This is a genomic window from Streptomyces sp. NPDC052016 (genome assembly GCF_044548445.1).
GTDB lineage: Bacteria > Actinomycetota > Actinomycetes > Streptomycetales > Streptomycetaceae > Streptomyces.
Genome location: NZ_JBIUBX010000010.1, coordinates 208,874 through 235,300, shown reverse-complemented (window position 1 = coordinate 235,300; position 26,427 = coordinate 208,874). Strand labels below are relative to the sequence as shown.

The window sequence follows — 26,427 nt, the reverse complement described above, 5'->3', positions numbered from 1 at the left end:
CGCGCGAACGCGGCTACGGCAGCCCGTCGTCCACCGGCCGTTCGAGCCGTACGACGAGGTCGGCGGCGGTCGCCTTGATGGTCTCCAGGCCGGCCTTCCCCCACGGCCGGGGCGCGAAGTCGGCCACGGACACCGTGCCGAGGACCATGCCGGTCGTGTCGATGAGCGGCGCGCCGAGATAGGACCGGACGCCGTACTCGTCGACGACGGGGTTGCCCGCGAAGCGCGGATAGTCGCTCACGTCCTCCAGGACCAGCGCCTTGCGTCGCACGACGACGTGCGGGCAGTACCCGTACTCGCGGGCCAGCCGGCGGCCCAGCTCGGGTTTGCCGCCGCGCGCGGCCGCGCCGCCGTCCGGGGTGTGCAGCCCGGCGAGGAACTGCCGCTCCGCGTCGATGAAGTTGACCATGGCGTACGGCGCGCCGGTCAGCTCGGCGAGGCGGTCCGCGAAGGCGTCGAGGGCGGGCTCCGGCCGCTCTCCGAGACCCAGTCGCCGCAGTCTGAGGGTGCGGGCGGGAGCATCCTTGTCCTCGGGCGTGAGCAGCAGTCGACCGGCCGGGCGCGGCGGGTCGTAGCTCATGGGCGGGCTCCGTCGCTGTGGACGTACGGCATATGCGGCTCCGGTGCGTTGTGTGCGGGGATCACATGTGGGCGCCGCGGCTCGGCTGGGGTGCCGCCGGTGCGTGCGCGATGAGGTGCTTGACCAGGGTGAGCAGCGTCTGGACGCCGGAGGCGGAGATCCGGGCGTCACAGCGCACGACGGGGATCTCCGGGGGCAGGTCGAGGGCGGCGCGCACCTCCTCCGGGTCGTAGCGGTGGCCGCCGTCGAACTCGTTGATGGCGATGATGAAGCCGAGGCCGCGCTCCTCGAAGAAGTCGACGGCGGCGAAGCACTCCTCCAGACGGCGGGTGTCGGCGAGGATGACCGCCCCGAGGGCGCCCTCCGACAACTCGTCCCACATGAACCAGAACCGCTCCTGTCCGGGGGTGCCGAACAGGTACAGCACGTGGTGCGGGTCGAGGCTGATGCGGCCGAAGTCCATCGCGACGGTCGTCTCGACCTTGTTCTCGATGCCCTCCAGGCTGTCGGTCGCGGCACTGGCCGTGGTGAGCAGCTCCTCGGTGCTGAGCGGCGCGATCTCGCTGACCGCGCCGACGAACGTCGTCTTGCCGACCCCGAACCCGCCCGCCACCAGGATCTTCAGCGCGGTGGGAAAGGGCTCGGAGCCGTCGTCGTGCTCGTCTCGCTCAGAGCTGTCGTCGTAGTCCATCGAGCACTGCCTCCAGTAGGGCCCGGTCGGTGGGGTGGTGGTGGAACTCGGGGGGCTTGGTGGTCAGCGCCCCGCAGTCGACGAGGTCCGACAGCAGCACCTTGGTGACCGCCGCCGGCAGCTTCAGGTGGGCGGCGACCTCGGCGACCGGGACGGGTGCGCGGCACAGTTCGAGGGCCTGCGCGTGCTCGGGGCCGAGGTAGCCCAAGGGGGTCACCCCGGTGGCCCGCACCTGGGACATGAGGTCGAGGGCGACGGTGGGCCTGGTGCGGCCGTTGCTGACCGTGAAGGGGCGCACCAGGCGTCCGGCCGCGTCATCGAGCCAGGGCCCGTCGCCGGCCGCCGCCACGCTCAAGGCCTCATCACCGACGGTTCGACGGCGTGCTGGCGGGGCGCGGTCACCAGGTACGGGCGGACGCTCTTGACCAGCATCGCCATCTCGTAGCCGAGGACGGCGGCATCGGCCTCGCGGCCGGCGAGCACGGCGAGACAGGTGCCGGATCCGGCCGTGGTGACGAACAGCAGGGTCGAGTCGAGTTCCACGACGACCTGGCGGACGTCCCCGCCGTCGCCGAAGCGGACGCCTGCGCTGCGGCCGAGGGAGTACAGGCCGGAGGCGAGGGCGGCCATGTGGTCGGCGCTGTCGGGGTCGAGGCCGTGCACGGACTTCACGAGGCCGTCGGAGGAGAGGAGGACCGCACTGGTGGTGTGCGGCACGCGCTGCACGAGGCCGCTCATCAGCCAGTCGAGATCGGATACGTGGCCGGTCGGCGCGTCGCTCGCCATGGTGGATCGACTCCTTGGGGTACGAAGGTCCGCGGGAGCGGTGGGGGTGAGGGCGGGGGTGGTCGGGGTGGTGCTCATCCGGCTGGTGTGCTCCCGTCGTGCCGGGTGGTGGGGTGGTGGTCGGGGCCGGCCGCGCGGTACGCCTCGGGGGAGGCGGGCGTGTGTGCCGGGTGCGCGTCGGACACCGGGTCGGCCGTGCCGTACGGGGCCGGTGGCGGGGCCTGCGTCTCCAGGTTCTGCTGGGCCTCGGCGAGGCCGGTGCCGCGCAGGAAGGCCGCCATGAGGCCCGGGTCGTGGCCGGCGTACTGCTCGGCGTCCTGGCGCGGGGCCGGGCCGCCGCGCAGCTGGGGCGCGATGTGTTCCTGGGCGCGGCGGCGGGGCAGTCGGGGTTTGCCCATGGTGCCGCGCACGGCGCTCACCCGCGGGACCGGTGCGTGGCCGGCGTGCTCCTCCACGGCGGACCGGTCGCCGGGCCTGATCCCGGGCACGGCCTCCGCCGGGTTGGGCCGCTCCTCGTGGGCGCCGCGGACGGGCAGGGGGGCGGGACCGCCGCCGTGCGGGCGCGGGGTGTCGTGCCGGGCCCGGGCGGGCGGTACGGCGGGCGCGGTCAGCGGCGGGCGTTCCCCGCCGGAGACGCCGTGCGTCTGCGTCCCGGACGACGACCGGTCCTCCTCGGACGTGCTCCGCGCCGGTGCGGCCCCGGCCCACTGACGGCCTACGGCCGTGACCGCCTCGTCCCGCCGGGTGGGCCCGGCGGTCGGGACCTCGGTCCGGGGGGTCGTGGGGGGCGCCGCTGCCGGGGTCTGGGCCCGGAGCTCGGGTGCGGGCGGGGACCCGCCCTGGCGCTGGCCGGGGAACGGGGGCTGGACACCGCCCGGGGCTTGGGACAGACCACTGTCCGGGACTTGGGACAGGCCGCTGTCCGGGGTCTGAGCGGCGCCACCGCCCTGGACCTGAGGCAGGGCAGCGCCCGGGGCCTGAGGCAGGGCAGCGTTCGGGACCTGGGACAGGCCACCGTCCGCGGTCCGAGGCGCGCCACCGCCCAAGACCTGAGGCAGGCCGGCGCCCGGGACCTGAGACAGGCCGGCGCCCGGGACGTGAGACAGGCCGGCGCCCGGGACCTGAGGGCCGGCTTGGGGCTCGGACCGGACCTCGGACAACGCGTGGGCAGCGCCCAGGACCGGCGAGCGGCGCTGAGCCTCGGGCCGGACCTCGGACGACGGCTGGGCGTCGCCCGGGAGCTGGGCCTGCGTCCGTGACCCGTCCACGACCGGGGAGTGGGACGGGGTCCGGGTACCGGCCGACGGCTGTGTCGCGGACCGGTCCGGGCCGGTCATGTGGGCCCGGGAGCTGCCCGGACGCCTGCTTCCCCCGGCCCTCACCGGAGCCTGGGGCCGGGTCCCGGACCGGGCCGGAAACTCGGGCTGCCGCCCGGACGGGGCCGGGGGCTGCGCCTGCGTCCGCACCGCCCCCGGTGTGCTCCCCCTCGCACCGTCCCCGGGCGGCGCCTCCCCCCCGCCGCTCTCCTCGGCCTGCGGCACGAGCGCGCCCGACGCCGAGCCCAGCAGGGCCTGCGGCACGACGAGTACGGCCTGGACGCCGCCGTAGATGTTGGTCTGCAGGCGGACGCGGATGCCGTGCCGGCGGGCGAGTTGGGAGACGACGTAGAGGCCGATGCGGCCGTCGGCCAGGAGGCGGCCGACGTTGACCTGGTCGGGGTCGGCGAGCAGGGCGTTCATCCGGCTCTGTTCCTCGACGGGCATGCCGAGGCCGCGGTCCTCGACCTCGACGGCGAGCCCGGAGGTGACGAGGTTGGCGCGCAGCAGCACCTGGGTGTGCGGCGCGGAGAACACCGTGGCGTTCTCGACGAGTTCGGCGAGGAGGTGGATGACGTCGGCGACGGCGTGCCCGCGCAGTTCCCCGTCGATCGGCGGGACCAGCCTGACCCGCGAGTACTGCTCGACCTCGGCGATGGCGGAGCGCAGCACCTCGGTCATGGAGACCGGGTTGCTCCACTGCCGCCGCGAGACGGCGCCGCCGAGCACGGCGAGGTTCTCCGCGTGGCGGCGGATACGGGTGGCGAGGTGGTCGACGTGGAAGAGGCCCTTGAGGAGGTCGGGGTCCTCGATCTCGTTCTCCAACTCGTCGAGGATCGAGATCTCGCGGTGCACGAGCGACTGAAGGCGCCGCGCCAGGTTGACGAAGACCTCGAGCTTCTGTTCGTCGCCGGCCTGACTGGAGAGCTGGGCGGCCTGGACGACAGCGGTGACGGCGCCGTCGTGGGCACGGGACAGGTCGGCGGCGAGCAGTTCGAACTCGTCGGCGCCGACGGGCGGGCCGCCGGGTGCGGTGGGCCGGGGCGGGGTCTCGCCGCGGCGCAGCGTGTCGAGCAGGGCGCGCAGGTCGGCCTCGCCGCGCGCGCTGCCCCGGCGCAGGGCCTCGATGCGGTCGCTGACCGAGCGGGCGGCGCGGTCGGCGGCGACGGCCGCGATCAGGATGCCCGCGACGGTCACGCCGAGCGCGCCGGCCAGCACGGCCCACAGGGTGGGCCCGGGCCGGACGCCGGTCGAGCGCACGGCGAACAGCACGGCCGCGCAGGCGCTGAGGGCGACGGCGGTCGGGGGGAGCACGGCGAGCCTGAGGAGCTGAGGCCGTATGTGTGTCTCGGCCGGTGCGGGTGCGGTGCGGGCGACCGGTCGTCCGTGCCGTCCGCCCTCACGGCGGTCTGCGCGTGCGGCCGGTGCGCGGAGGTGAGACATCGGGGTCCTCGTACTGTTCCGTCGGGCGTGGGGGTTCGCGCGGGATGCGCGACTCGGGCGTGCGCCATCGCGGTGTCGGTCGAGAAGGCCGGGAATTCGGCCGGACCTCGCCCGACGGACACTGACAGTAGTCGCCAACGCAACATGTGCGGTGGGCAGTTGACAAAGTCCCCCGGAGAGGGTCCCGCTCTGGTATGAGACCTCGCACGAAAGACCGATAACCCGCGCACCCTCCACCGCAAGGGAAGGAAAGAAGTCGATCAGACCTGTTCAGCGGTTGTCTCGAACAAAAGGCGAGGGCCGGGAAGCTCCTCGCTCCCCGGCCCTCGCGTCGCACGCTCCGGCACGCTCTTTCAGCCCGCCGGGACCGCGTCCGGCGTCTCGCCGTCCTCGGCCGCACCCTTTGGAATGTCACGCTCGGTATCGGCCTTGGCCTCCGTTATGGCCTCGACCAGGGGCCGCCAGCCGCCCGCCGGGGCGAGCGCCACACCACGCCACCACGGCTCGGACGGGACGGTCTCGGCGGTCGGCTCGAAGGGCTCGCCGGGACGGGGCAGGGCGAGGGGCGCACCGACCGCGTGCGCGGCGGCCAGGGTGCCCTCGCCCGGGTCGGCCCACGCGTGCGTGGCGAGGTTGAACGTGGCCCAGTGGATGGGCAGCAGCCTGCCCGCCGGGCCGCCCTGGAGGTCGAGGTGGGCGCGCAGTCCCTCCTCGGGCGTCATGTGGATGTCGGGCCAGAAGTCGGAGTAGGCGCCGATCTGGATCATCGTGGCGTCGAACGGGCCGTGCTCGGCGCCGATGTCCTTGAAGCCCTCGAAGTAGCCGGTGTCACCGCTGTGGTAGATCCGGTGCTCCGCGCCGGCGACGACCCAGGACGCCCACAGGGTGTGCTGCGTGTTGCGCAGGCCGCGGCCGCAGAAGTGGCGGGCCGGGGTGGCGGTGAGGGTGAGTCCGCCGACCTCGGTCGCCTCGTGCCAGTCGAGTTCGCGCAGCCGGTCCGCGGACACCCCCCAGTGTTCGAGGTGGGCGCCGACGCCGAGCGGGACGGCGAACAGGGTGTCCGTGCCCGCCAGTGCCTTGATCGTGGGCATGTCCAGGTGGTCGTAGTGGTCGTGGGAGATGACCACGACGTCGACCGGGCCCAACGAGGCCAGCGGGAGCGGGACCGGGTGCAGCCGCTTCGGGCCCGCGAAGGGGAACGGGGAGCAGCGCTCGCCCCAGACCGGGTCGAACAGCACGCGCTGCCCGTCCATCTCCGCGAGCACGCTGGAGTGGCCGAGCCAGGTCAGGCGCAGACCGGTGGCGGGCGGCCTGGCGAGGTCGGCGAGAGTGGTGGCGTGCACGGGGATCGTGCCGGCGGGGGCGCGGCGCGAGCGGGAGTCCTTGTCGAAGTACACCCTGGCGAAGTCGAGGGCCGAGCCCGACGGACGGGTGCGCGCCGGGCCGCCGGGGTTCTGGAAGACCCCGTCCTTGAAGTGGGGCGATCTGCGGATGCGCGCCAGGCGCTCACCGCTCGGGTCCGCGCCGAAGGCCTCGGGCTGCAGCGCGCGGAGCCCGGGGCTCAGGGAACGGGAACCGGCCACGGTACCTCCAGGTGGGGTCGCTGAGGATTCCCATTATGGTCGGCCCCTACGACACAGCCGGACCGCCCCGGTCCGCAGCGCCGAACCGGGCGTTGACACGGTGCGTCCCGCCTCCCGATACTGACCTGCCGTTCAGTAGTGGTCCTGGTCGAGGAGCCCGTATGACCGCCCCCCTGTTGTCCCTCACCTGGACCGACGACATCACCGGCCGCCGGGGCTACCTGGTCGTCGACCGGCTGGTGCGCGGTGTGTGCAGCGGCGGTCTGCGGATGCGGGAGGGCTGCACCCTCGAGGAGGTGACCGGCCTCGCCCGGGGCATGAGCCTCAAGGAGGCCCTGCACTACGACCCCGGGGCCCGCTACGTCCCCCTGGGCGGAGCCAAGGGCGGCATCGACTGCGACCCCCGGGACCCGGAGGCGTACGGGCTGCTGGTGCGGTACCTGCGCGCGGTGCGGCCGTACGTCGAGAGCTGCTGGACCACCGGCGAGGATCTGGGGCTCACGCAGGACGTGGTGGACCGGGCGGCCGCCGAGGCGGGGCTCGTGTCGTCGGTCCAGGCCGTCTACCCCCTGCTCGACGACGAGGCCGCGGCCCGGGGACGGCTCGCGGACGCCTTCGCGGTCGAGGTGGACGGCATCGGCCTGGACGAGCTGGTCGGCGGCTGCGGGGTCGCCGAGGCGGTGCTCACGGCCCTGGACCGGGCCGGGGCGGCGTACGCCGGGACGCGCGTCGCCGTCCAGGGTCTGGGCACCATGGGCGGGGCCACGGCGCGCTTCCTCACGCGCGCGGGGCTGACGGTCGTGGCCGTCGCCGACGTCAAGGGCACCATCGCCCACCCGGCGGGCCTGGACGTGGAGGCGCTGCTGGCCGCGCGGGACGCCCACGGCACCGTCGACCGCGGCGTGCTGCGCCCCGGCGACCGCCAACTCCCGGGCGACGCCTGGCTGTCCGTGGACGCGGAGGTCCTGGTGCCGGCGGCCGTGTCGTACGCGATCGGGGTCCGGGAGCAGGAGCGGATCAGCGCCCGGTGGATCGCCGAGGCGGCCAACATGCCCGTCCTGCCCGAGGCGGAGGAGCTGCTCCACGCGCGCGGGGTGCGCGTCCTGCCGGACGTCGTGGTCAACTCCGGGACCAACGCCTGGTGGTGGTGGACGCTCTTCGGCGACATCGGCGCGGACGCGGACGAGGCGTTCGCGCACACGCGCCGCGCGATGCGGACGCTGGTCGAGCGCGTCCTGGCGCGTGCGGAGGCCGACGGGACGACGCCCCGGGCGGCCGCGCACGCGATCGCCGCGCAGCGGCTCGCGGTGATCGCGGAGCGGTTCGGGCGTACGGACGGCGGTCCGGTCCGTACCGGCGGCGGCTCGGCCCGTATCGACGGCGATTCGGCCTGTACCGACAGCGGTTCGGCCCGTACCGACAGGGGTCGGGCCCGTACCCCCGGGGGTTCGCCCTCTCCCGACCCGAAGGGTCCGCCGCCTCCCGGTGAAAAGGCTCCGCCGTCTCCCGAAGAGGGCGTCGGCGCAGGTCGCGGGCCCTGTGTAGGGTGACGGCGTGGCGAGGGTCCGGTTGAGTGTGGCCGAGCGGCGCGAGGAGCTGCTGCGGGCCGCCATCGAGCAGATCGAGGCGCGGGGCGTGGCGGCGGTCAGGATCGCCGACGTGGCCGCGGCGCTCGGCGTGAGCAACGCGCTGGTGCTCTACCACTTCTCGACCAAGGAGAAACTGGTCGCCTCCGCGTTCGCGTACGCGGCCGAGGACGACCTGGCGCGCCTGCGGGCACTGCTCGGCCGCCGCACCACCGCCCTGCGCCGCCTTCGTTCGGCCGTGCGCTGGTACGCCCCGACGGGCCAGGCCAAGGGCTGGCGGCTGTGGATCGAGGGCTGGGCGGTGTCGCTGCGCGAGCCCGCCCTGCGCGAGGTCGCCCGCGACCTCGACCGGCAGTGGAAGGCGGCGCTGGCCGAGGTGATCGCGGAGGGTGTGGCCGCGGGCGAGTTCGACTGCCCGGACCCGACCGGAACCGCCCTGCGCCTCACCGCCCTGCTGGACGGCCTCGCCGTCCAGTTGACGTCGTACCAGGGGGCGGTGTCGCGGGCGCGGGCGCAGGGGTGGGTGGACGAGGCGCTGATGCGCGAACTCGGGCTGGGGGCGCGGACGCCGGACGCCCGGGAGCGCTAGCCCTGAGGGGCGAGGCATCCGCCCCCTGGGGGTGCGGTGGCCGGGTGCTCGGCCGCGACACGTGCCCCCCGGCGGGAGCACCGGGCGCCCAGCCGGAAGCCCGGCGTACGGGCGTACTGGCCCGAGTCCAGGCGCAGGTCCGGAGTGCAAGCGCACGCCCGGAGTTCAGGCGTCAGGACCGCGGTTCGCGGGTGATGCCCGGAGTTCAGGTGAGGCCCGGACGCCCGGACGGAGGCCCGGACACCAGGGGAGGCCCCACACATCCCGGAAGCCCGAACGCCACGGACCCTCAGCCGGCGGCGCCGGACGCTCAGTCGGAGGGCTTGATGTCCCCCGCGAACACGATCACCTGGTCGATGAGGTTGCGCCGCAGGTGGACGACGTCCGTACCCGCCAGCCGGGGCCCCTGGCCCGGTGTCGTGAAGACCCACTGGTACCGGGCCCACTCGTCGGGCATGTCCACTCCCGAGCAGCGGACCATCGTGCCGGCTCCCGCCGGATGGCGCCGGATGTCCAGGACGAAACGCTCGACCTCCTCGATCCCCTCCCGGCGCCCCAACGGCCCCCAGAAGACCACGTCGGGGGTCAGGGCCTGGGAGAGCAGAGCGGTCACATAGGCGTCCTCCGAAGCGTTGAACGCGGAGATGAACGTGTCGATCGCCGACTGCGCGGTCTCTACCTGCATGCCCCAGTCATACCAGTCGCCCGCCCGGCACCCGCACCCGTCGCGCCGACCCGCCCTCCCGGCGGGGGTCCCACCGTCGGGCACCGGCCGCCCCGGCGACACTCCACCGCGGCACCAGCCACCCCGACGACACTCCCCGCCCGGGCACCAGCCACCCCGGCGACACTCCACCGCCGGGCACCAGCCACCCCGGCGGCACTCCCCCATCGCCCACCGCCCCTACGCCGGCCCTCCCCCACGACACACCGACCGCCTCCGGCCGCGGCCCCCGTCGGACACCGGCCCGACCCTTCGTCGCGTTCCCCCGCCGACCACCCTGTTCGTGCGCGATCTCTTGACCTGGTCCGAGGCACCGGTCTAGCGTTCCGGCGTCGATCATGATTGAAACGATTCAATCACCGTTTCAATCCTGCACCCCTTCTCTCCCTTCGAGGCGCACATGCACGAACGCATTTCGCAGCGCGGCGGAATACCCCGGCGCACGGCCCTGGCAGCGGGACTCGCGGTGGGGGCCGGAGCGACGGTCCTCGGCGCGTTGCCCGCCGCGGCCGCCGTGCCCGCCGCCCCCGGGACCGCGGACGCGGGGCGCGCCCCGGGCGCCGACTGGTTCGCGACGCCTCCGCGGTCCGTGCGTCCGAAGTTCCGCTGGTGGTGGCCGGACGGTCTGGTGGACCCGGACGAGATCGCCCGGGAGGTCGACCAGATCGCGGACGCCGGGTTCGGCGGCATGGAGATCGCCGCCGTCCACCACAGCATCAAGGACAAGTCCGTGCTGGACACCGCGCGCCGCGGCTGGGGCAGCCGGGCGTGGCGCGACGGCATCGAGGCGGCCCTGGCCAGAGCCGCCAGACGCGGCGTCACCATCGACCTGACCCTGGGCCCGAGCTGGCCCGTCGCGGTCCCCGGCGTCTCGCCGGACGACGAGGCGGCCGCCCAGGAACTCGCCTACGGCCGGGCGTCGTTGCCCGCCCGAGCCACCTACCGGGGGCCGGTGCCCCCGCCCGTGCACGCGCCCGCCTCCGGTGTCACCCGGCAGCGGCTCGTCGCCGTGCAGGCGGCACGCGTCGACCCCGCCCACTCCACCCGCAAGGAGACCGGGCTGGACCTGGCCGGCGTCCGGGACCTCACCCCCCTCGTGTCCGAGGGCGGCACCCTCACCTGGACGGCGCCGGGCGAGGGCGACTGGGTGCTGATCTCCTACTGGCGGCGCGGTTCGGGACAGCAGCCCGAGTCCGGTCCGCACTCCTCACCGGCCGCGTACGTCGTCGACCACCTCGGGGCCGCGGGCACCGCGGCCGTCACGGGCCACTGGGACCGCGAGATCCTGACCCCGTCCGTGCGGAGGCTGCTGAAGGCGGCGGGCGGCGCCTTCTTCGAGGACTCCGTGGAGCTGGAGACCGACGGGCTGGTCTGGACGTCCCGGCTGCCCGAGGCCTTCGAGCAGCGCACGGGACGACCGCTGCTGCCGTACCTGCCGGCGCTCGTGCTGGACAACAGCAACCAGGTCTTCGCCTTCGAGGCCCAGCTGACCCGCCAGATCCGGCACGACTTCTGGCAGACCGTCTCCGACCTGTTCAACCGTCACCACCTGGGCGCCCTGCGGGACTGGGCGCACGGCCTGGGCATGGAGCTGCGCTCGCAGCCGTACGGCCTGCAGACCGACGCCATCGCCTCGGCGGCCCTGCTCGACATCGCCGAGGGCGAGTCCCTCGGCTTCAAGAACCTCGACGACTACCGCTGCCTGGCAGGCGGGCGCGACATGGCCGGCCACACGGTGCTGTCCTGCGAGGCGGGCGCCTACAACGGCTCCGCGTACAGCACGACCTGGGACCGGTTCCTGCGCACCATGGGCGGCGCCTACGCGGCGGGCGTCAACCAGACGGTCCTGCACGGCTTCTCCTACGCCACCGCGCCCGGGGTGAGCTGGCCCGGCTTCGCGGCCTTCAGCCCGTACAACGGCGCCGCCGGCTACGGCGAGTCCTGGGGACCGCGCCAGCCGACCTGGCAGCACGTGGCGGACGTGGCCGGCTACCTCGGCCGCGTGCACCGCGTGCTCCAGACGGGCACGGCCCGGGCCGACGTGGCGGTCTTCCGGCAGACCGGTTACACCGCCACCGGCATCGGGGCCTCCTGGTTCACCTCGACGGGCGTCCCGCTCGGCTGGACCCACCAGTTCCTCAGCGGCCCGCTGCTCGACCTGCCCAGCGCCACCGTGAAGGGAGGCCGCCTGGCCCCCGACGGCCCCGCGTACAAGGCCCTGTTCATCGAGGGCGACTTCTTCTACGGCTCCACGCCCACCCTCTCCGTCGACGACGCCCGCAAGGTGCTCGCCCTGGCCGAGGCCGGGCTCCCCGTCGTCCTGCTCGGCGCGTTCGACCAGGGCCTGACCCCGGGCGTGCCCGCGGACGGCGAGACGGAACGGCTGCGCGAGGTCCTCGGCCGGCTGCTCGCCCTGCCGAACGTCGCCCGCGTCACCGACAAGACGGCGGTCGGGGACACCCTGAACCGGCTCGGCGTCACCCCGGACGTCCGGCACGCCACGCCGTCCACGCTGCTCAACGCCCACCGCGCGACCGCGGAGGCGGACTACTACTACTTCTGCAACGGCAAGCACGCCGAGACCGTCAAGCCGCCCGTCGCGGCAGTCGACCACGAGGTGACGCTGCGCCGGACCGGGCCGGGGGCCACGGTGCCCTACCTCCTCGACCCGTGGTCGGGCGAGGTCACCCGCCTCGCCCGGTACACGCGGGACGGCGACGACGTCACCCTGCGGATCGCGCTCCAGCCGGGCCAGTCGACGATCGTCGCGCTGGGGCGCCCCGGACTGTTCGGGAACCGCGACGGCGCCCGGCCGCACGTCGTCGCCACCGACGCCGACCAGGCGCTGTTCACCCCGGAGGGCCTGGCCGTGCGGGTGGGCTCCGCCGGCACCTGCACGACCCGCCTGGACCGGGGCCGGACGGTCACCACGACGGTCCGCTCCGTCCCCGCGGTGGTCACCCCGCAGAGCTGGCGGCTGGACGTGGAGGACTGGCGCCCCGGCACCTCCGCGACACGCACCGAACGCGTCGCGGTGACGGTGACCCTCGACGCGCTGCTGCCGTGGTCGCGCATCCCCGCACTGGCGGACAGCGCGGGCATCGGCCGGTACCGGACCACGGTCGACCTGCCGGCCGACTGGGACTCCCGCCACGGGGCACGCCTGGAACTCGGCCAGGTCAGCGACACCTGCCGGGTCACCGTCAACGGCACGCCACTCACGCCGGTGGACCGCCTGAATCCCGTCGTCGACCTCGGCACCGGCCTGCTGCGGCCCGGAGCCAACGTCATCGAGGTCGAGGTGGCGACTCCCCTGATCAACCGTCTGCGGGTGGCCCAGCCGGCGGTGTTCGGGGCCGTCGCCCGCCAGGACCACGGCCTCGTCGGACCCGTCCGGCTCGTGCCCTACGTCCAGACCCACGTGGCCTGACCCGGGAAGCGGGGCGCGCCCTACCGACCCCGTCGGACGGGCACACCCTCCCGGCCCCCACGGACGGCATACCCTCCCGTCCCTCCGCGGACGGCGGCACCCTCCCGGCCCTCGACGGACGGGCGCACCCTCCCGACGCCAAGGGACGGGTGCGCTTGTCCGACGCCAAGGGACGCGTGCGCGTGTCCGACGCCAAGGGACGGGTGCGCCCGCCCGCCGAACCCCTCCGACGAAGAAGAGCCGTGTGCCCGGGCGGGAGGCCCGGGCACACGGCTTTCGGAGCGTGCGGGTGTCAGCGGCCGTTCCCCGGTGCGCTGTGTGCGGTGTGGCGGGCGCGGGCCTGGAGCGGGCCGGGTCGGAGACCGCGGAAGCGACGGAGACGACACGTCCCGCCTCGGCCATGGCGTCGATGAGCACCGGCACAACGGCCCCGGCCCTCCGCTGACGGATCGCCAGGCAGCAGTGGCAGGCCTGGTGACCCATCACGCGTGGGTGCCGGTAGGCCCGGGCACACGGAGGACGGAGGCCGTTCGGTGCGGCTGTCCCGGTCGGCGACAACGTCAGCGCGACCGGCCTTCAGCAGCGCGCCGGCCATCCGGCCCGGGCGTCCAAGGCCGTCCTCGCGCCCGGGCGAAGGTCACCGATGTAACGGCACCCGGCACCCGGCCGGTCGGCACGCGCGTCACTCCCGGGCGCTCACGCCACCCATGGCACGGCCGGCCGTCCGGGGTGGACGGCCGGCCGTGCCGCGGCGCGACGGCTCACGCCACCGCCGCGATCCGCATCTTGATGTCGTCCGGCGACAGCGTGCCCTTGGCGGTCACGTGGTCGCCCGAGGACTCCCCGCGCAGCCGGCGCCCGATCCAGGGCACCAGGTACTCGCGCGCCCAGTGGACGTCGTCGCGCCGGACCTCGAGGGTGCCGCGCGGCGGGAGCGGCGGCCAGGGCTGCTCCGGGTCGGCCGGCACCTCGAGTCCGAGGACCTGCCCGGCGCGCAGGGCCACGCGTGTGTGCCCCTCCGGGGACAGGTGGAGCCGGTCGCCGTCCCAGGCCCGGCGGTCCTGGACCGACTTCAGGGACCACAGGTCGAGCACCGGGCAGCCGTACCGGTCCGCGATGGCGCGGACGTGCCCGTTGTAGGTGGCGATCTTGCCGCGCAGGTGCTTGAGCACGGGGACGCCACGGGTGTCGAAGCCTGTCGTCACCATGACCGTGCCGGCCGCGGAGGTCAGCGCGGCGATCGCGCGTTCGAAGCGCTCGGCGACCTCGTCCGGGTCGGTGCCCGGACGCAGGATGTCGTTGCCGCCCGCGCAGAAGGAGACGAGGTCGGGCGCGAGCTCCACGGCCTTCGGCAGCTGGTCGGCCATGATCTGGTCGAGCAGCTTGCCGCGCACCGCCAGGTTCGCGTATTGGAAGTCGCCTTCGGGTCGCCGGTCCGCGAGCAGCACCGCGAACCGGTCGGCCCAGCCCACGAACGCCCCGTCGGGGCCGGGGTCGCCCACGCCCTCGGTGAAGCTGTCCCCCACCGCCACGTACGACCCGATCACTGATCTGCTGTCATTCTTCGAATCGTCTGCCACAGGAGTGCATGATTCACCGTCGAATGTGACTTACGCGACCGTAGGCAGGGGTTGACGGGCGGTGAGATAAGCCACTCCTAAAGAATTTGCCAACCAGGGAATAGACCGTCCGTCAGCCCCGTCGGTGCGGTGACCACACCCGGAAGCCGCTGATCCGGAAATGGCTCCAGGTGGTGCGGAACGCGAAGTGCCCGCCGGTGTACGGCTCCGGGTCGGCGTGATCGAAGACGAGCCGCCCGTTGTTCCACCACTGGACGGTGGCGCCGTCGGAGACGATCCGGACATGGTTCGGCTCGTTGGCCACGAGGAGCGGCTCGGTGTAGTCGTACACGAGGGGTCGCACCCCCGCCCGGCCCACGTAACGGCGCAGCCGGGTGGTGGTGTTGTAGTTGGCGCCGTAGCCGGAGTAGTACGCCTTCAGATGGTCGTACTCCGCCAGCGCCCCGGCCCTCGGGGTGGCGAAGAGGTCGTCCGGGGAGCGGACGTCGACGGCGTTCCAGAAGTTGTTGAGGTCGGAGACGCGGTCGTTGACGCCGCCCGCGGAGACGGGGGTGGCGGTGTACTCGAGGACGTACGGCCCTTCGAGGCGCTGCCTGAACCAGACCGTCGCGCCGGCGGGTACGTCGACCTCGAGGATGCCGCGGGAGGCGGTGACGGTGCCGCCCTTCTCGAGTTCGACGGCCCACCGGCCGAGGCCGTGGCGGAAGTCGTCGCGGGCGACGAGGCGCCGGTGGCGGGGCGCGGCGGCGGCGGGCGCGGGCGCGGGGGCGGGGGGCGCGGGGGCGAGGGCGGCCAGGGCGGCGCCGGCGGCCAGGGCGCCGAAACCTCTGCGGGTGGTGGTCACGGGACACGGCTCCTTCATGCGCGGCAGAAAGCGCTTGCTCGACGGTGATCACTGTGTCCGCACACCGCCCCGGCTGTCGATACCCCCGCGCGTTCCGCCATGAGTCCGCAATGCCGCGGTCACCAACCCGGGTGCAACGCTTCGATGCGCCCCCAGGCGGGCTTCGGCCGGCCCGGGATCGCCGAGCGGACCCGGCGGCGCGTACGCCGAAGGCCGGACCCGGGATCGGGGTCCGGCCTTCGGCGTGCGTGTCGGACGGGTCGCCGCGCGGAGGGTCAGCGGACGGAGAGGCCGTGCGTGCGGAGGTAGGCGACCGGGTCGATGTCCGAGCCGTAGTTCGGCGTGGTGCGGATCTCGAAGTGCAGGTGCGGGCCGGTCACGTTGCCGGTCGCGCCGGACAGGCCGATCTGCTGACCGGCGGAGACGGTCTGGCCGGCCGAGACCGAGAGCGAGGACAGGTGGGCGTACTGCGCGTAGTAGCCGTCGGCGAGCCTGATGACGACCTGGTTGCCGTACGCGCCGCCCCAGCCCGCGGAGACGACGGTGCCCGCGCCGACGGCCTTGAGCGAGGTGCCGGTCGGGACGACGAAGTCGACGCCGGTGTGGTAGCCGCTGGACCACATGCTGCCGGACATGCGGTACGGGGTGCCGACGGTGGCGCCGGCGACGGGGAGGCTGGAGCCGCTGGAGGCGGCGGCGCTTCCGGCGGCCTGGGCGGTCGACGTGTTCGACGACGAGGACTGCGAGGACTGGGAGGCCTTCGTCGACTGCGAGGCCTTCGACGACTGCGCCGACTTCTGGGACGTCGCCGACTTCGAGGACCCGCCGGCCTTCGACGAGGAGGAGGAACCGGACGTGGCCGACGGCGACTTGGTGGCGCCGGTCGTGGCCTTCTTGCCGATCGACAGCTTGAGGCCGGGGTGGATCAGCGACGGGTCGCCGCCGACGGCCTCGCGGTTGTCCTCGTACAGCCGCTGCCAGCCGCCGCTGACGTTCTGCTCGTCCGCGATCTTCGAGAGGTAGTCGCCGGCCCGCACCGTGTACGTCCGGGTGCTCGTGGCGGCCTTCGACCCGTCGGCGCTCTGCTGCGCGACCGGCACGGTCTGGACGGCCTTCTCCGGCATCGAGGAAACCGACCGGGCCGCCGACTCGGCGGGCGCCGCCTGGGCGCCGGCGGCGCCGATGAGCGGGAGGGCGAGCGCGGCGCCGCCGGTTCCGGCGACGGCGATGGAGCGGGTGAAGCGCTGGGTCTTCGGGCGGCGGTGCTTACCCTTCGCGGGCATGACGAATTCCTCTCCGGCGCCTGCGAGGTGAGCTGTCGGGTGCGGGCTGGAGATGCCCGGCCGCGCCGAGGCACGGCTTTACCCCTAGCCGTTCCGGAGACCGGAACAGGCGGTTCTACCTGTGGGTCCCCCGCTCCTGCCGTGCACGGGTGAGTGTGTGCGGGCTCCGGGCGGCGGCAGGATTCGGCGTCCGTCCGGATTGGTGTGGAACGTAAGCGACCACGACGCACAGGGACAAGCAGAGGTTGTACCCGTCACGCCGTTCTCTTGATCCGCTGTGGGAATTCCCGGTCACCCTCCGTGCATCACACGGCCCGCAATTCACCTAACACCCCTGAGAAACAGCAGAATTATGTGAGCATGACGGGCGACGCACGGTCACGAATATGACGCTCCTCACGTGACACGTCTCCAGGTTTCCTTATTACACAGCGAGTTGTAACGAAGGATTCAATTCGGACAGATCTCTCAGATGCGACGCAGACGGATAACCGCCGCATCGAGGTCACCGCGCAGCCCGGTACGCAACCCGTGGTGCAGCAGCACCGCACCCCGGTGCACTTCGCCCGTTTCGAGGCATTCGTACGCCGCCGCCGGGTCGAGGCCGCGCAGCCGCAGCGCCGGCACGGGTTCTCCGTAGCGCTGCGCCTGGAGCCAGGCGAGAACGACGGTCTCGCCCCCGCGCACGTACTGCACGGCACTCAGTCCGCCCTCCGGGGGCCGCAGCCGGTAGAGGTCGCCCCGCTGCACCAGGGGCCTGATCTCCTTGTAGAGCTCGACCCAGCGCCGCGCCTCGGCGAGCTCCTCCTCGGTCCACTCGGAGAGGTCGCCGCCGACGCCGAGCACGCCCGCCATCGCGCTGACGAACCGGAAGCGCAGCGAACTGGCCCGGCCGTTGAGCTGGGTGTTGGGGCTGTCGGTGACCCAGGCGGCCATCACGCGCGCGGGATGCACCTGGCTGAAGCCGTGCTGGATGGCGAGCCGGTCCAGGGGGTCGGTGTTGTCGGAGGTCCACACCTGGTCGGTGCGGCTCAACACGCCGAGGTCGATCCGGCCGCCGCCGCCCGAGCAGGACTCGAAGGCGACGCCGGGGTGGGCCGCCCGCAACCGGTCCAGCAGGGTGTACACGCCACGCACGTGGTCGACCCAGAGCCGCTGCGGATAGGCGTCGTCCGGCCAGCCCGCGTCGGTGAAGCAGCGGTTGAAGTCCCACTTGACGTAGTCGATGGGCGCGCTGGACAGGAGCGTGTCGAGCTGCTGCCACAGGTACTCCTGGACGTCCTCGCGCGCGAGGTTGAGGACGAGCTGATTGCGCAGTTCCGTCCGCTTTCGTCCCGGTTGGAACTGCACCCAGTCGGGGTGCGCCCGGTACAGGTCGCTGTCGGGGTTGACCATCTCCGGCTCGACCCAGATGCCGAACTGCATCCCCAGCTCGTGCACGTGGCGGGCGAGCGGCGCGAGGCCTTCGGGGAAGCGGTCGGGGTTGGGGTGCCAGTCGCCGAGCCCGGCGTGCTCGCCGGTGCGCGCCCCGAACCAGCCGTCGTCCACCACGAACAGTTCGACGCCGATGTCCGCCGCGCGGCGCGCGAGGGCCGTCTGCTGCTCCTCGGAGATGTCGAAGTAGGTGGCCTCCCAGGAGTTGAACAGCACGGGCCGGTCCCGCCCGGCGTCCGGGATGACGTACGCGCGCTGGTAGGCGTGCCAGGCGCGGCTCGCGCCGCCGAAGCCGCCGTCGGTCCACAGTCCGGCGAAGACGGGCGTGGTGAAGGACTCCCCCGCCGCGAGCCGCAGCAGGCCGGAGTCGTCGTATCCGGCGCCGCCGGTGATCTGCACCCGCGCGTCGGGGAGTTGGGCCACGGCGATCCGCCAGGAGCCCGACCAGCCGAGCGCGCAGCCGTAGACCTCGCCGCGCTCCTCGGTCGCGTCGGTGTCCAGGGCGACCCAGGGCAGGTGCTGGTGGCCGGTGTGGCCGCGGCGGCTGCCGATGACCTTCTCACCGTAGGTGAGCGGGGCCCGGGCGAGGCGGGACTCGGCGGCCCAGCGGCCGTGCAGCTGGGACAGGCGCCAGCCGTCGCGGTCGGGCAGGGTCCAGGTCGCGGAGTCGGCGCGCAGCAGTTCCAGGTGCTCCTCGCCCTCGTTGACCAGGGTCGCCCAGCGTTCCACGACGTCGTCGCGCATCCGGTAGTGGAGGGTGACGGCGAGGCCGGCGTCCCGGAAGCGCAGCCGCAGCTCGTCGCCCTCGGTCTCGTGCCCCGCGAAGGACCACTCCGTGCCCCGCCGTTCGGCGGTGCGCACGGACAGGGCGGGCCGTACGAAGCGGGCGCCGCCCTCGACCGGGTACTCCTCCCGGCCGTCGAGCGGGGACTCGAAGGGCCAGTAGTCCGGCAGCGGGCGCACGGCGAGGGCCTCGGCGTCGGCGAGCGCGAGCCGCGGGCCCCAGTGCAGGTGCACGAGCTCGTCGGCCTCGGTGACATGGACGGCGTAGCTGCTGGCGGGCCCCGAGAGGAGCCAGGTACGGCCGTCGGCGGCGGACTCGGGCATCACAAACCCCCACTGATTCGAACAGGTGCGATCAAGCACCAACATCATCAGGGGCCGGTGTCCCACGGGGCAAACTTGTGACCACCCGTCACGAACAGGGGCGGGGCCGCGCCCCTGTGGGCAACCAGACACCTCTCACCCGCGGGCGACCGGTTGCCCCGTGAATCCTTGTCGTATCGTCGGGGAAGTGTTCCGACGGCCACCCGAGCCGCGCCGGCCGGACCGACGACTGGAGGAGCCCCTGTGACGCAGCAGATCCCGTCGACCGAGCCCGATCTGTCCGGTGTGCGCAACTTCCGTGACGTGGGCGGCCTGCCGACCGTCGACGGACGGCGGGTGCGCCACGGCGTCCTGTTCCGCAGCGGCCACCTCGCGCACGCGACCGACGAGGACGCCGCGTTCCTCTCCTCCCTGGGCCTGCACACGATCTTCGACTTCCGCAACGCGGCGGACCAGAAGCTGGAGGGCCCGGACGTCGAGCTGCCGGGCGTGCGCAACGTGAACCTGCCGCTGTCGGACCCCGCGGACGGCGCCGAGTTCTGGAAGATGGTCCGCGACGGCGACCTCGACCAGCTGCGCGGGATCCTCGCGGACGGCAAGGGCGCGGACCGGATGATCGCGTCCTACCGCACGATCGTCGTGGAGCGCACCGCCGAACACTCCCAGGTGGTGCACGCCCTCGCCGAGGACAGCGTGCCCGCCCTGATGCACTGCGCGGCCGGCAAGGACCGGGCGGGCCTGTCCATCGCGGTGACGCTGCTCGCCCTCGGGGTGGAGCGCGACGCGATCCTCGACGACTACCTGAAGTCGAACGCCAAGCACCGCCGTTACAAGGTCCACCGCAGCGGCTCCTCCGCCTCGGCCTACTCCCCCGAGGTGATGGAGCTGCTCAATCCCCTGTTCGACGCCCGCGCCGAGTACCTCCTCGCGGCGATCGAGACCATCGAGAAGACGTGGGGCGGCGTCGACGCCTACCTGGAGCAGGGTCTCGGACTCACCCCCGAGACGCGCGGGCGGTTGCGGGAGCGCCTGCTCGACTGAGGCCGGCCGCGGGCTACTGCTTCGCGCCGACCTCGAACAGCAGCCAGAGGAAGGCGGCGAAGACGTGCCCCACCGCGATGTAGATGATCAGCCGGATCCAGAGGCTCCGCGGGAACCTCTCCTCCTTGTCGCTCATGGTGTCTCCCCAGGGGTGATGCCGAGGCACAGCGCGGCCGTCGGGCTCTGCAGCAGGGTGTGGACGAACAGGAGCTCCACCCCGCCGGGGTCCTGCGCGGCGATGCGGTGCGGGGTCAGCGAGTCGAAGTGCGCCGCGTCGCCGGGTCCGAGCAGGTGCGTGGCGTCCCCGAGGCGCAGCCGCAGCCGTCCGGTGAGGACGTACAACCACTCCTCACCGGGGTGCACCCGCACGATGTCGCCCTGCGAGCCGTACGGCACCTGCAGGCGCAGGGCCTGCATGCCGCGCCCGGACGCACCGGCCTGCCAGTACGTCCACCCGCCGGCGGGGCTCGGTTCCATGTCGGCGGCGCGCACGACGGCGTCCCGGCCGGCGACCGTCTCACCGAGCAGTTCCGAGACGGTCGTACCGTAGACACGGGCGAGCGCGAGCAGCATCGGCAGCGAGGGCTGCCGGTTCCCGGTCTCCAGGCGGGAGAGGTGGGCGGGCGACAGCCCGGCGGCGCGGGCGGCGGCCTCCAGGGTGAGTCCGGCCCGTCGGCGCAGGGCCCGCAGCTGCGGTGCGACGACGGCGAGGCCGTCGCCCGGGCCGGGACCCATGCCGGAAGCGGTGCCGGTGTCGGCGTCGGCGTCGGCGTCGGCGTCGGAGGAGTTCATGACTCCATTGAGCCCGAACTTTGCCCCTGGGACAAATTTCTTGCCTCAGAGGCAAAGTGCCCGGGGACCTGTCCGGGCGCCCTCGCCCGCGTGCTCAGCGGTTGGCCACCGCCTGTTTGACCAGCGTCTTGCCGAAGTCCCACATCAGACCGCCCCCGCTGTGCGCGTCGTCCATCACCTCGGTGAAGGCGTCGACGAACCGGTCCACCTCCTTCTCCCCGATGACCAGCGGCGGGATCAGCTTGATCACCTCCAGCTCGTCGCCGGAGACCTGGGTGAGGATCCGGTGCCGCTGGAGCAGCGGCACCACCACCATCTGCGCGAACAGGCCCTTGCGGGCGGCCTGGAGCATGGCCCAGCGGCTCCGCAGCTTCAGCGACCTCGGCCGGCCGAACTCGATGCCGATCATGAGCCCGCGGCCCCGGACGTCGGCGAGCAGCTCGTACTTGCCGACGAGTTCCGCGAGCCGCGTCTTCAGCAGGTCTCCCGTGGCCCGGGCGTTGGCCACGATCCGCTCGTTCTCCATCACCGACAGCACGGCCAGGCCCGCCGCCATGGCCTGCGCGTTGGAGCCGAAGCTCGCCGAGTGCACCAGCACCCGGTCCATGGACGAGTAGACCTTCTTGAAGATCCAGTCCGTGCCGAGCGTGGCGCCCACCGGCACATAGCCGCCGGAGAGCGCCTTGGCCACGCAGACCAGATCGGGCTCGACGCCCTCCTCGTGCTGGTGGGCGTAGAAGGCGCCGGTCCGGCCGAGGCCGGTCTGCACCTCGTCCGCGATGAGCAGCGCCTTGTTCCTGTGCAGCACCTCCTGGGCGGCGCGCAGATAGCCGGGCGGGGCCTCGGTCACGCCCTTGCCCTGGATCGGCTCGACGATCAGGGCGGCGACGTCGCCCTTCCCCACCTCCCTCGCCAGTGCGTCGAGATCACCGAGCGGGACGGCGGTGTCGGGCAGCAGGGGGGCGAACCCGTCCCGGAAACCCCGCTCGCCGTTGACCGACAGGGAGCCGGTGGTCAGTCCGTGGAAGGCGTGGTCGCAGTACAGGATCCGCGGCTTCCCGGTCGCGTACCGGGCGAACTTCAGCGCGGTCTCGACGGCCTCGGTGCCGCTGTTGCCGAAGAACACCCGGTCCAGGTGCGGGCTGTGGGCGAGGAGCCTCTCGGCGAGCAGTCCGGGCAGCGGCTGGCAGTCGAAGCGGGTGAGGTCGGCGAGTTGCGCGTCGAGGACGTCGTGCAGCGCCCTGCGGACGACGGGGTGGTGGCGGCCCAGGCCCATCACCCCGAACCCGGCCAGCATGTCCAGGTAGTCGTTGCCGTCGGCGTCCCAGAAGTAGGCGCCCTCGGCCCGCTCGTACACCTTGTCGAAACCGATCGTGTGCAGCACGCGCGGCAGCTGGTGGTTGAGGTACTTGCCGTGCAGGGCGTAGCGCTCGGCTCCGCGCTCGGCCAGCAGGGCGCGCAGGTCGAACTGCCCGGCCCGCGGCGAGGGCGACTCGGATGCGGCGGTCGTCATTCCTGTTGCTCCTTGGACTGCTCTTCCTTCACGGCCAGGCTCGCGCTGATCCGGCCGGCCACCTCCACGGGCGTGAGGCCGATGTCGGCCAGCACCTCGGCCCGCTTGGCGTGCGCGAGGAACTGCTCCGGGATGCCGAACCGCCGTACCGGCACGTCGACGTCCGCGTCGCCCAGGGCCAGCGCCACCGCCGAACCGACGCCCGCGGCACGGCTGTTGTCCTCCACGACGGCCACCAGGCGGTGTCCGGCGGCGAGGGCGGGCAGGGCCGGGTCGACGGGCTTGACCCAGCGGGGGTCCACCACGGTGCAGTGGATGCCCCGCGCCCGCAGCAGCCGGGCGGCCTGCAAGCACACCGGCGCCATCACGCCGACGGCCACCAGCAGCACGTCGGCCCGCTCGCCACGGTGCAGGACGTCCATGCCGCCCACGCGGTCGACCGCCGGGATCTCCGGTCCCACCGACTCCTTCGGGAAGCGGACCAGGGTCGGCGCGTCGTCCACCGCCACGGCCTCCCGCAGCTGGGCGCGCAGCTGCTCGGCGTCGCGCGGGGCCGCGATCCGCAGGCCCGGGACGACCTGGAGGACGGACATGTCCCACATGCCGTTGTGGGACGCGCCGTCGACGCCGGTCACCCCGGCCCGGTCGAGCACGAACGTCACTCCGCAGCGGTGCAGGGCCACGTCCATCAGCAGCTGGTCGAAGGCGCGGTTGAGGAAGGTGGCGTAGACGGCGACGACGGGATGCAGTCCGCCGGTCGCGAGCCCCGCCGCGCTGACCGCCGCGTGCTGCTCGGCGATGCCGACGTCCCACACCCGCTCCGGGAAGCGCTCGGCGAACGTGCCGAGGCCCACCGGGTGCAGCATGGCCGCCGTGATCGCCACGACGTCCTCGCGCTCCTCCCCGATCCGGACGATCTCTTCGCCGAACACCGACGTCCAGGACGGCCCACCGGCGGGCACGAGCGGTGCGCAGGTCATCGGGTCCATCACACCGACGGTGTGGAAGTGGTCCTCCTCGTGTGCGAGGGCCGGTTCGTAGCCGCGGCCCTTCTCGGTGAGGCAGTGGACCAGCACCGGGCCGTGGAAGCGTTTGGCCCGCCGCAGCGCCGACTCGACGGCCCTGATGTCGTGCCCGTCGATCGGGCCGACGTACTTCAGGCCGAGGTCCTCGAACATGCCCTGGGGGGCGAAGGCGTCCTTGAAGCCCTTCTTCGCGCCGTGCAGGGACTCGTAGAGCGTGGGGCCCACCACCGGGGTCCGCTGCAGGACGTCCTTCCCCCAGGCCAGGACCTTCTCGTAGCCGTCGGTGGTGCGCAGGGTGGCCAGGTGGTTGGCGAGGCCGCCGATGGTCGGCGCGTAGGAGCGCTCGTTGTCGTTGACGACGATGATCAGCGGCCGGTTCTTGGCGGCCGCGATGTTGTTCAGTGCCTCCCAGGCCATGCCGCCGGTCAGCGCGCCGTCGCCGACGACCGCGACGACGTGCCCCTTCTCCCCCTGCACCTGGCGGGCCTTGGCGAGCCCGTCGGCCCAGCCGAGGGCGGTGGAGGCGTGGCTGTTCTCGATGACGTCGTGCTCGGACTCCTCCCGGGACGGGTAGCCGGACAGGCCGCCCTTCCCCCGCAGCTTGGAGAAGTCCTGCCGTCCCGTCAGGAGTTTGTGGACGTAGCTCTGATGGCCGGTGTCCCACAGGATGCGGTCGGCCGGCGACTCGAAGACCCGGTGGAGCGCGATGGTCAGTTCCACCACGCCCAGGTTGGGCCCGAGGTGGCCGCCGGTCCTGGCGACCGCGTGCACCAGGAAATCCCTGATCTCGTCGGACAGTTCACCGAGTTCCGCCTCGGACAGCGCCTTCAGGTCGCGTGGTTGCCGGATGTTCTCCAGGATCGTCACGCTCGGGCCCCCTTCGGTCCGTGCTGCTCAACTCACGGTGACGGCCGGCTCCCCCGCCGCGACGCCGTCCTGTCGCATCTGCTCGGCGATCTTCATCGCCTCCTCCACGAGGGTCTCGACGATCTTCGACTCGGGGACGGTCTTGACGACCTCGCCCTTCACGAAGATCTGCCCCTTGCCGTTGCCGGAGGCGACCCCCAGGTCCGCCTCCCGCGCCTCGCCGGGGCCGTTGACCACACAACCCATGACCGCGACGCGCAACGGGACTTCCATGCCCTCCAGACCGGCCGTGACCTCGTCGGCGAGCCGGTAGACGTCGACCTGGGCACGGCCGCAGGACGGGCAGGAGACGATCTCCAGCCGCCGCTGCCGCAGTCCCAGCGACTCCAGGATCTGGATGCCGACCTTGACCTCCTCGGCGGGCGGCGCGCTCAGCGAGACGCGGATCGTGTCGCCGATGCCCTGCGAGAGCAGGGCGCCGAAGGCGACCGCCGACTTGATCGTGCCCTGGAACGCGGGGCCTGCCTCGGTCACACCGAGGTGGAGGGGGTAGTCGCACTGGGCGGCGAGCTGCCGGTAGGCCTCGACCATCACGACCGGGTCGTTGTGCTTGACGGAGATCTTGATGTCCCGGAAGCCGTGCTCCTCGAAGAGGGACGCCTCCCACAGGGCGCTCTCCACGAGCGCCTCCGGGGTAGCCCTGCCGTGCTTGCGCAGCAGCCGCCTGTCCAGCGATCCCGCGTTGACCCCGATCCGGACCGGCGTGCCGTGGTCCTTCGCGGCCCGCGCGATCTCCTTCACCTTGTCGTCGAACTGCTTGATGTTGCCCGGGTTGACGCGGACCGCCGCGCAGCCGGCCTCGATCGCGGCGAACACGTACTTCGGCTGGAAGTGGATGTCCGCGATCACCGGGATCTGCGACTTGCGCGCGATGGTCGCGAGGGCGTCGGCGTCGTCCTGCGTGGGGCAGGCGACGCGGACGATCTGGCAGCCGGACGCGGTGAGTTCCGCGATCTGCTGCAGGGTGGCGCCGACGTCGGACGTACGGGTCGTCGTCATCGACTGCACCGACACCGGGGCCCCGCCCCCGACCGCCACCGGACCGACCTGGATCCGCCGCGACGCGCGCCGCTCGGCGATCGGCCGGACCGGTACCTCGGGGACGCCCAGGGAGACGGCGGTCACGGCGTCACTCCCGGTTTCCGGAGACGGTCTCGCGCATGGCGCGCAGCGACTCCTTCAGCGAGCCCATGGTGGCGAGGACGGCGGTGGGTTCGTAGCCGCAGTGCGCCATGCAGTTGGCGCAGCGCGGGTCCTTGCCGCGGCCGTACTTGTCCCAGTCGGTCTCCTCGATGAGTTCGCGGTACGTCGGCACGTACCCGTCGCTCATCAGGTAGCAGGGGCGCTGCCAGCCGAAGAGCGAGTAGTTGGGGATCGCCCAGGCCGTGCACGGGAAGTCGACCTTGCCCTCGAGGAAGTCCAGGAAGAGCGGCGAGTGGTTGAGGCGCCAGCGGCGGCGGTTGCCGCCCGCGAAGGCCTTCTTGAACAGTTCGCGGGTCTGCTCCACGCCCAGGAAGTGCTCCTGGTCGGGCGCCTTCTCGTAGGCGTAGGCGGGCGAGATCATCATCTCGTCGACCTCGAGGTCGTCGTTGAGGAAGTCGAGCACCTCGACGATGGTCTGCGGGGTGTCGGTGTTGAAGAAGGTGGAGTTGGTGGTGACCCGGAAGCCGCGTCGCTTGGCCTCCTTGATCGCTTCCACGGCCTCGTCGAACACGCCTTCCTTCGCCACCGACTCGTCGTGCCGCTCCCGCAGCCCGTCGATGTGCACGGCGAACGCGAAGTAGGGCGAGGGCCGGAACTTGTCGATCTTCTTGCGCAGCAGCATGGCGTTGGTGCAGAGGAAGACGTACTTCCTCTTCGCCACCAGCTGCCGCACGATCTCGTCGATGTGAGGGTGCATCAGCGGTTCACCGCCGGCGATCGACACCATGGGCGCGCCGGACTCGAGCACCGCCCCCACCGCCTGGGCGACCGGCATGCGCTGCTTGAGCACTCCCGCCGGATGCTGGATCTTGCCGCAGCCCTCGCACTTGAGGTTGCAGGCGAAGAGGGGTTCCAGCTCGACGATGAGCGGAAACTTGTCCCGCTTGCGAAGCTTCTGTTCAGCCAAGTATGTAGCGACCTTGATGGACTGGCGCAGCGGCATGGCCATC

20 protein-coding genes, 1 pseudogene and 1 riboswitch are annotated in these 26,427 nt (G+C 72.9%); of the genes and pseudogenes, 4 read left to right on the top strand and 17 right to left on the bottom strand.

Annotated elements, in window-relative coordinates; translation table 11 throughout:
• Nucleotides 1–13 precede the first annotated feature (13 nt).
• From ACIHAR_RS15190 to ACIHAR_RS15165, 6 genes are all read right to left on the bottom strand, one after another.
• Nucleotides 14–580: a GAF domain-containing protein gene (locus ACIHAR_RS15190; RefSeq protein ID WP_365458497.1), complete on the bottom strand. Its 567-nt coding sequence runs from the start codon at nucleotides 578–580 to the stop codon at nucleotides 14–16.
• Between the two features lie 61 nt (nucleotides 581–641).
• Complete coding sequence (locus ACIHAR_RS15185) at nucleotides 642–1,271, bottom strand: ATP/GTP-binding protein (RefSeq protein WP_365458494.1); 630 nt, start codon at nucleotides 1,269–1,271, stop codon at nucleotides 642–644.
• A complete protein-coding gene (locus ACIHAR_RS15180; protein WP_365458594.1) occupies nucleotides 1,249–1,620 on the bottom strand; it encodes a DUF742 domain-containing protein in 372 nt (123 codons plus the stop codon). The genes ACIHAR_RS15185 and ACIHAR_RS15180 overlap by 23 nt, the downstream gene beginning before the upstream one ends.
• Before the next feature lie 2 nt (nucleotides 1,621–1,622).
• Nucleotides 1,623–2,057 (bottom strand): roadblock/LC7 domain-containing protein, encoded by a 435-nt coding sequence (locus tag ACIHAR_RS15175; RefSeq protein WP_365458491.1) that lies wholly within the window; start codon nucleotides 2,055–2,057, stop codon nucleotides 1,623–1,625.
• A gap of 74 nt (nucleotides 2,058–2,131) precedes the next feature.
• Nucleotides 2,132–4,816, bottom strand: coding sequence for an ATP-binding protein (locus tag ACIHAR_RS15170; protein ID WP_400019646.1), 2,685 nt, complete (start codon nucleotides 4,814–4,816; stop codon nucleotides 2,132–2,134).
• Nucleotides 4,817–5,169: 353 nt separating this feature from the next.
• On the bottom strand, nucleotides 5,170–6,399 hold the full coding sequence (locus ACIHAR_RS15165; RefSeq protein WP_400019644.1) for an MBL fold metallo-hydrolase: 1,230 nt from the start codon (nucleotides 6,397–6,399) through the stop codon (nucleotides 5,170–5,172).
• A gap of 161 nt (nucleotides 6,400–6,560) precedes the next feature.
• On the opposite strand from ACIHAR_RS15165, the pseudogene ACIHAR_RS15160 reads away from it, so the two are divergent.
• Together ACIHAR_RS15160 and ACIHAR_RS15155 are read left to right on the top strand one after the other, a co-directional pair.
• Nucleotides 6,561–7,727: pseudogene (locus ACIHAR_RS15160) on the top strand (Glu/Leu/Phe/Val dehydrogenase dimerization domain-containing protein); the annotation flags it as partial.
• A 226-nt stretch (nucleotides 7,728–7,953) separates the two neighbouring features.
• Nucleotides 7,954–8,574: a TetR family transcriptional regulator C-terminal domain-containing protein gene (locus ACIHAR_RS15155; RefSeq protein ID WP_365458482.1), complete on the top strand. Its 621-nt coding sequence runs from the start codon at nucleotides 7,954–7,956 to the stop codon at nucleotides 8,572–8,574.
• A 310-nt stretch (nucleotides 8,575–8,884) separates the two neighbouring features.
• Here the strand turns inward: ACIHAR_RS15155 and ACIHAR_RS15150 are convergent, their stop codons facing one another.
• Entirely contained in the window at nucleotides 8,885–9,259 is a 375-nt protein-coding gene (locus ACIHAR_RS15150) for a nuclear transport factor 2 family protein (protein WP_365458479.1), read from the bottom strand.
• Between the two features lie 439 nt (nucleotides 9,260–9,698).
• Here ACIHAR_RS15150 and ACIHAR_RS15145 point away from each other — a divergent pair, with 439 nt between their 5' ends.
• Nucleotides 9,699–12,728: a glycosyl hydrolase gene (locus ACIHAR_RS15145; protein WP_400019641.1), complete on the top strand. Its 3,030-nt coding sequence runs from the start codon at nucleotides 9,699–9,701 to the stop codon at nucleotides 12,726–12,728.
• 761 nt (nucleotides 12,729–13,489) lie between these two features.
• Here ACIHAR_RS15145 and ACIHAR_RS15140 read toward each other — a convergent pair.
• The 4 genes from ACIHAR_RS15140 to ACIHAR_RS15125 form a co-directional block, all read right to left on the bottom strand.
• Nucleotides 13,490–14,275 carry an SGNH/GDSL hydrolase family protein gene (locus tag ACIHAR_RS15140; protein WP_365458591.1) on the bottom strand — a complete coding sequence of 262 codons (786 nt, stop codon included), beginning with the start codon at nucleotides 14,273–14,275 and terminating at the stop codon, nucleotides 13,490–13,492.
• Between the two features lie 145 nt (nucleotides 14,276–14,420).
• Nucleotides 14,421–15,152 carry a DUF6250 domain-containing protein gene (locus ACIHAR_RS15135; protein ID WP_400019639.1) on the bottom strand — a complete coding sequence of 244 codons (732 nt, stop codon included), beginning with the start codon at nucleotides 15,150–15,152 and terminating at the stop codon, nucleotides 14,421–14,423.
• Between the two features lie 275 nt (nucleotides 15,153–15,427).
• On the bottom strand, nucleotides 15,428–16,435 hold the full coding sequence (locus tag ACIHAR_RS15130; protein WP_400019638.1) for a peptidoglycan DD-metalloendopeptidase family protein: 1,008 nt from the start codon (nucleotides 16,433–16,435) through the stop codon (nucleotides 15,428–15,430).
• Nucleotides 16,436–16,439: 4 nt separating this feature from the next.
• A riboswitch (cyclic di-AMP (ydaO/yuaA leader) is annotated at nucleotides 16,440–16,597 on the bottom strand.
• 306 nt (nucleotides 16,598–16,903) lie between these two features.
• On the bottom strand, nucleotides 16,904–18,976 hold the full coding sequence (locus ACIHAR_RS15125) for an alpha-galactosidase (RefSeq protein WP_400019636.1): 2,073 nt from the start codon (nucleotides 18,974–18,976) through the stop codon (nucleotides 16,904–16,906).
• A gap of 243 nt (nucleotides 18,977–19,219) precedes the next feature.
• Between ACIHAR_RS15125 and ACIHAR_RS15120 the strand changes: the two genes are divergently transcribed.
• Nucleotides 19,220–20,017, top strand: coding sequence for a tyrosine-protein phosphatase (locus ACIHAR_RS15120; RefSeq protein ID WP_400019634.1), 798 nt, complete (start codon nucleotides 19,220–19,222; stop codon nucleotides 20,015–20,017).
• Between the two features lie 13 nt (nucleotides 20,018–20,030).
• On the opposite strand, the gene ACIHAR_RS15115 is transcribed toward ACIHAR_RS15120, so the two are convergent.
• The 6 genes from ACIHAR_RS15115 to hpnH all read right to left on the bottom strand — a co-directional run bounded on the left by ACIHAR_RS15115 (nucleotide 20,031) and on the right by hpnH (nucleotide 26,426).
• Complete coding sequence (locus tag ACIHAR_RS15115) at nucleotides 20,031–20,153, bottom strand: DUF6126 family protein (RefSeq protein WP_365458461.1); 123 nt, start codon at nucleotides 20,151–20,153, stop codon at nucleotides 20,031–20,033.
• Entirely contained in the window at nucleotides 20,150–20,752 is a 603-nt protein-coding gene (locus tag ACIHAR_RS15110; RefSeq protein ID WP_400019684.1) for a helix-turn-helix domain-containing protein, read from the bottom strand. Before ACIHAR_RS15110 ends, ACIHAR_RS15115 begins: the two co-directional genes overlap by 4 nt.
• Nucleotides 20,753–20,903: 151 nt before the next feature.
• Entirely contained in the window at nucleotides 20,904–22,322 is a 1,419-nt protein-coding gene (locus tag ACIHAR_RS15105) for an aspartate aminotransferase family protein (RefSeq protein WP_400019631.1), read from the bottom strand.
• Entirely contained in the window at nucleotides 22,319–24,214 is a 1,896-nt protein-coding gene (dxs, locus tag ACIHAR_RS15100; RefSeq protein WP_400019629.1) for a 1-deoxy-D-xylulose-5-phosphate synthase, read from the bottom strand. The genes ACIHAR_RS15105 and dxs overlap by 4 nt, the downstream gene beginning before the upstream one ends.
• 27 nt (nucleotides 24,215–24,241) lie before the next feature.
• Nucleotides 24,242–25,399: a flavodoxin-dependent (E)-4-hydroxy-3-methylbut-2-enyl-diphosphate synthase gene (gene ispG / locus ACIHAR_RS15095; protein ID WP_400019627.1), complete on the bottom strand. Its 1,158-nt coding sequence runs from the start codon at nucleotides 25,397–25,399 to the stop codon at nucleotides 24,242–24,244.
• A gap of 4 nt (nucleotides 25,400–25,403) precedes the next feature.
• Nucleotides 25,404–26,426, bottom strand: coding sequence for an adenosyl-hopene transferase HpnH (hpnH, locus tag ACIHAR_RS15090; protein ID WP_400019625.1), 1,023 nt, complete (start codon nucleotides 26,424–26,426; stop codon nucleotides 25,404–25,406).
• Between the last annotated feature and the right edge of the window lies 1 nt (nucleotide 26,427).

Bases quoted from the DNA above. Each gene is read 5' to 3' on its own strand.
- ACIHAR_RS15190 (WP_365458497.1), bottom strand. From the start codon at position 580: ATGAGCTACGACCCGCCGCGCCCGGCCGGTCGACTGCTGCTCACGCCC.
- ACIHAR_RS15185 (WP_365458494.1), bottom strand. From the start codon at position 1,271: ATGGACTACGACGACAGCTCTGAGCGAGACGAGCACGACGACGGCTCC.
- ACIHAR_RS15175 (WP_365458491.1), bottom strand. From the start codon at position 2,057: ATGGCGAGCGACGCGCCGACCGGCCACGTATCCGATCTCGACTGGCTG.
- ACIHAR_RS15170 (WP_400019646.1), bottom strand. From the start codon at position 4,816: ATGTCTCACCTCCGCGCACCGGCCGCACGCGCAGACCGCCGTGAGGGC.
- ACIHAR_RS15150 (WP_365458479.1), bottom strand. From the start codon at position 9,259: ATGCAGGTAGAGACCGCGCAGTCGGCGATCGACACGTTCATCTCCGCG.
- ACIHAR_RS15145 (WP_400019641.1), top strand. From the start codon at position 9,699: ATGCACGAACGCATTTCGCAGCGCGGCGGAATACCCCGGCGCACGGCC.
- ACIHAR_RS15130 (WP_400019638.1), bottom strand. From the start codon at position 16,435: ATGCCCGCGAAGGGTAAGCACCGCCGCCCGAAGACCCAGCGCTTCACC.
- ACIHAR_RS15125 (WP_400019636.1), bottom strand. From the start codon at position 18,976: ATGCCCGAGTCCGCCGCCGACGGCCGTACCTGGCTCCTCTCGGGGCCC.
- ACIHAR_RS15115 (WP_365458461.1), bottom strand. From the start codon at position 20,153: ATGAGCGACAAGGAGGAGAGGTTCCCGCGGAGCCTCTGGATCCGGCTG.
- ACIHAR_RS15110 (WP_400019684.1), bottom strand. From the start codon at position 20,752: ATGGGTCCCGGCCCGGGCGACGGCCTCGCCGTCGTCGCACCGCAGCTG.
- ACIHAR_RS15105 (WP_400019631.1), bottom strand. From the start codon at position 22,322: ATGACGACCGCCGCATCCGAGTCGCCCTCGCCGCGGGCCGGGCAGTTC.
- hpnH (WP_400019625.1), bottom strand. From the start codon at position 26,426: ATGGCCATGCCGCTGCGCCAGTCCATCAAGGTCGCTACATACTTGGCT.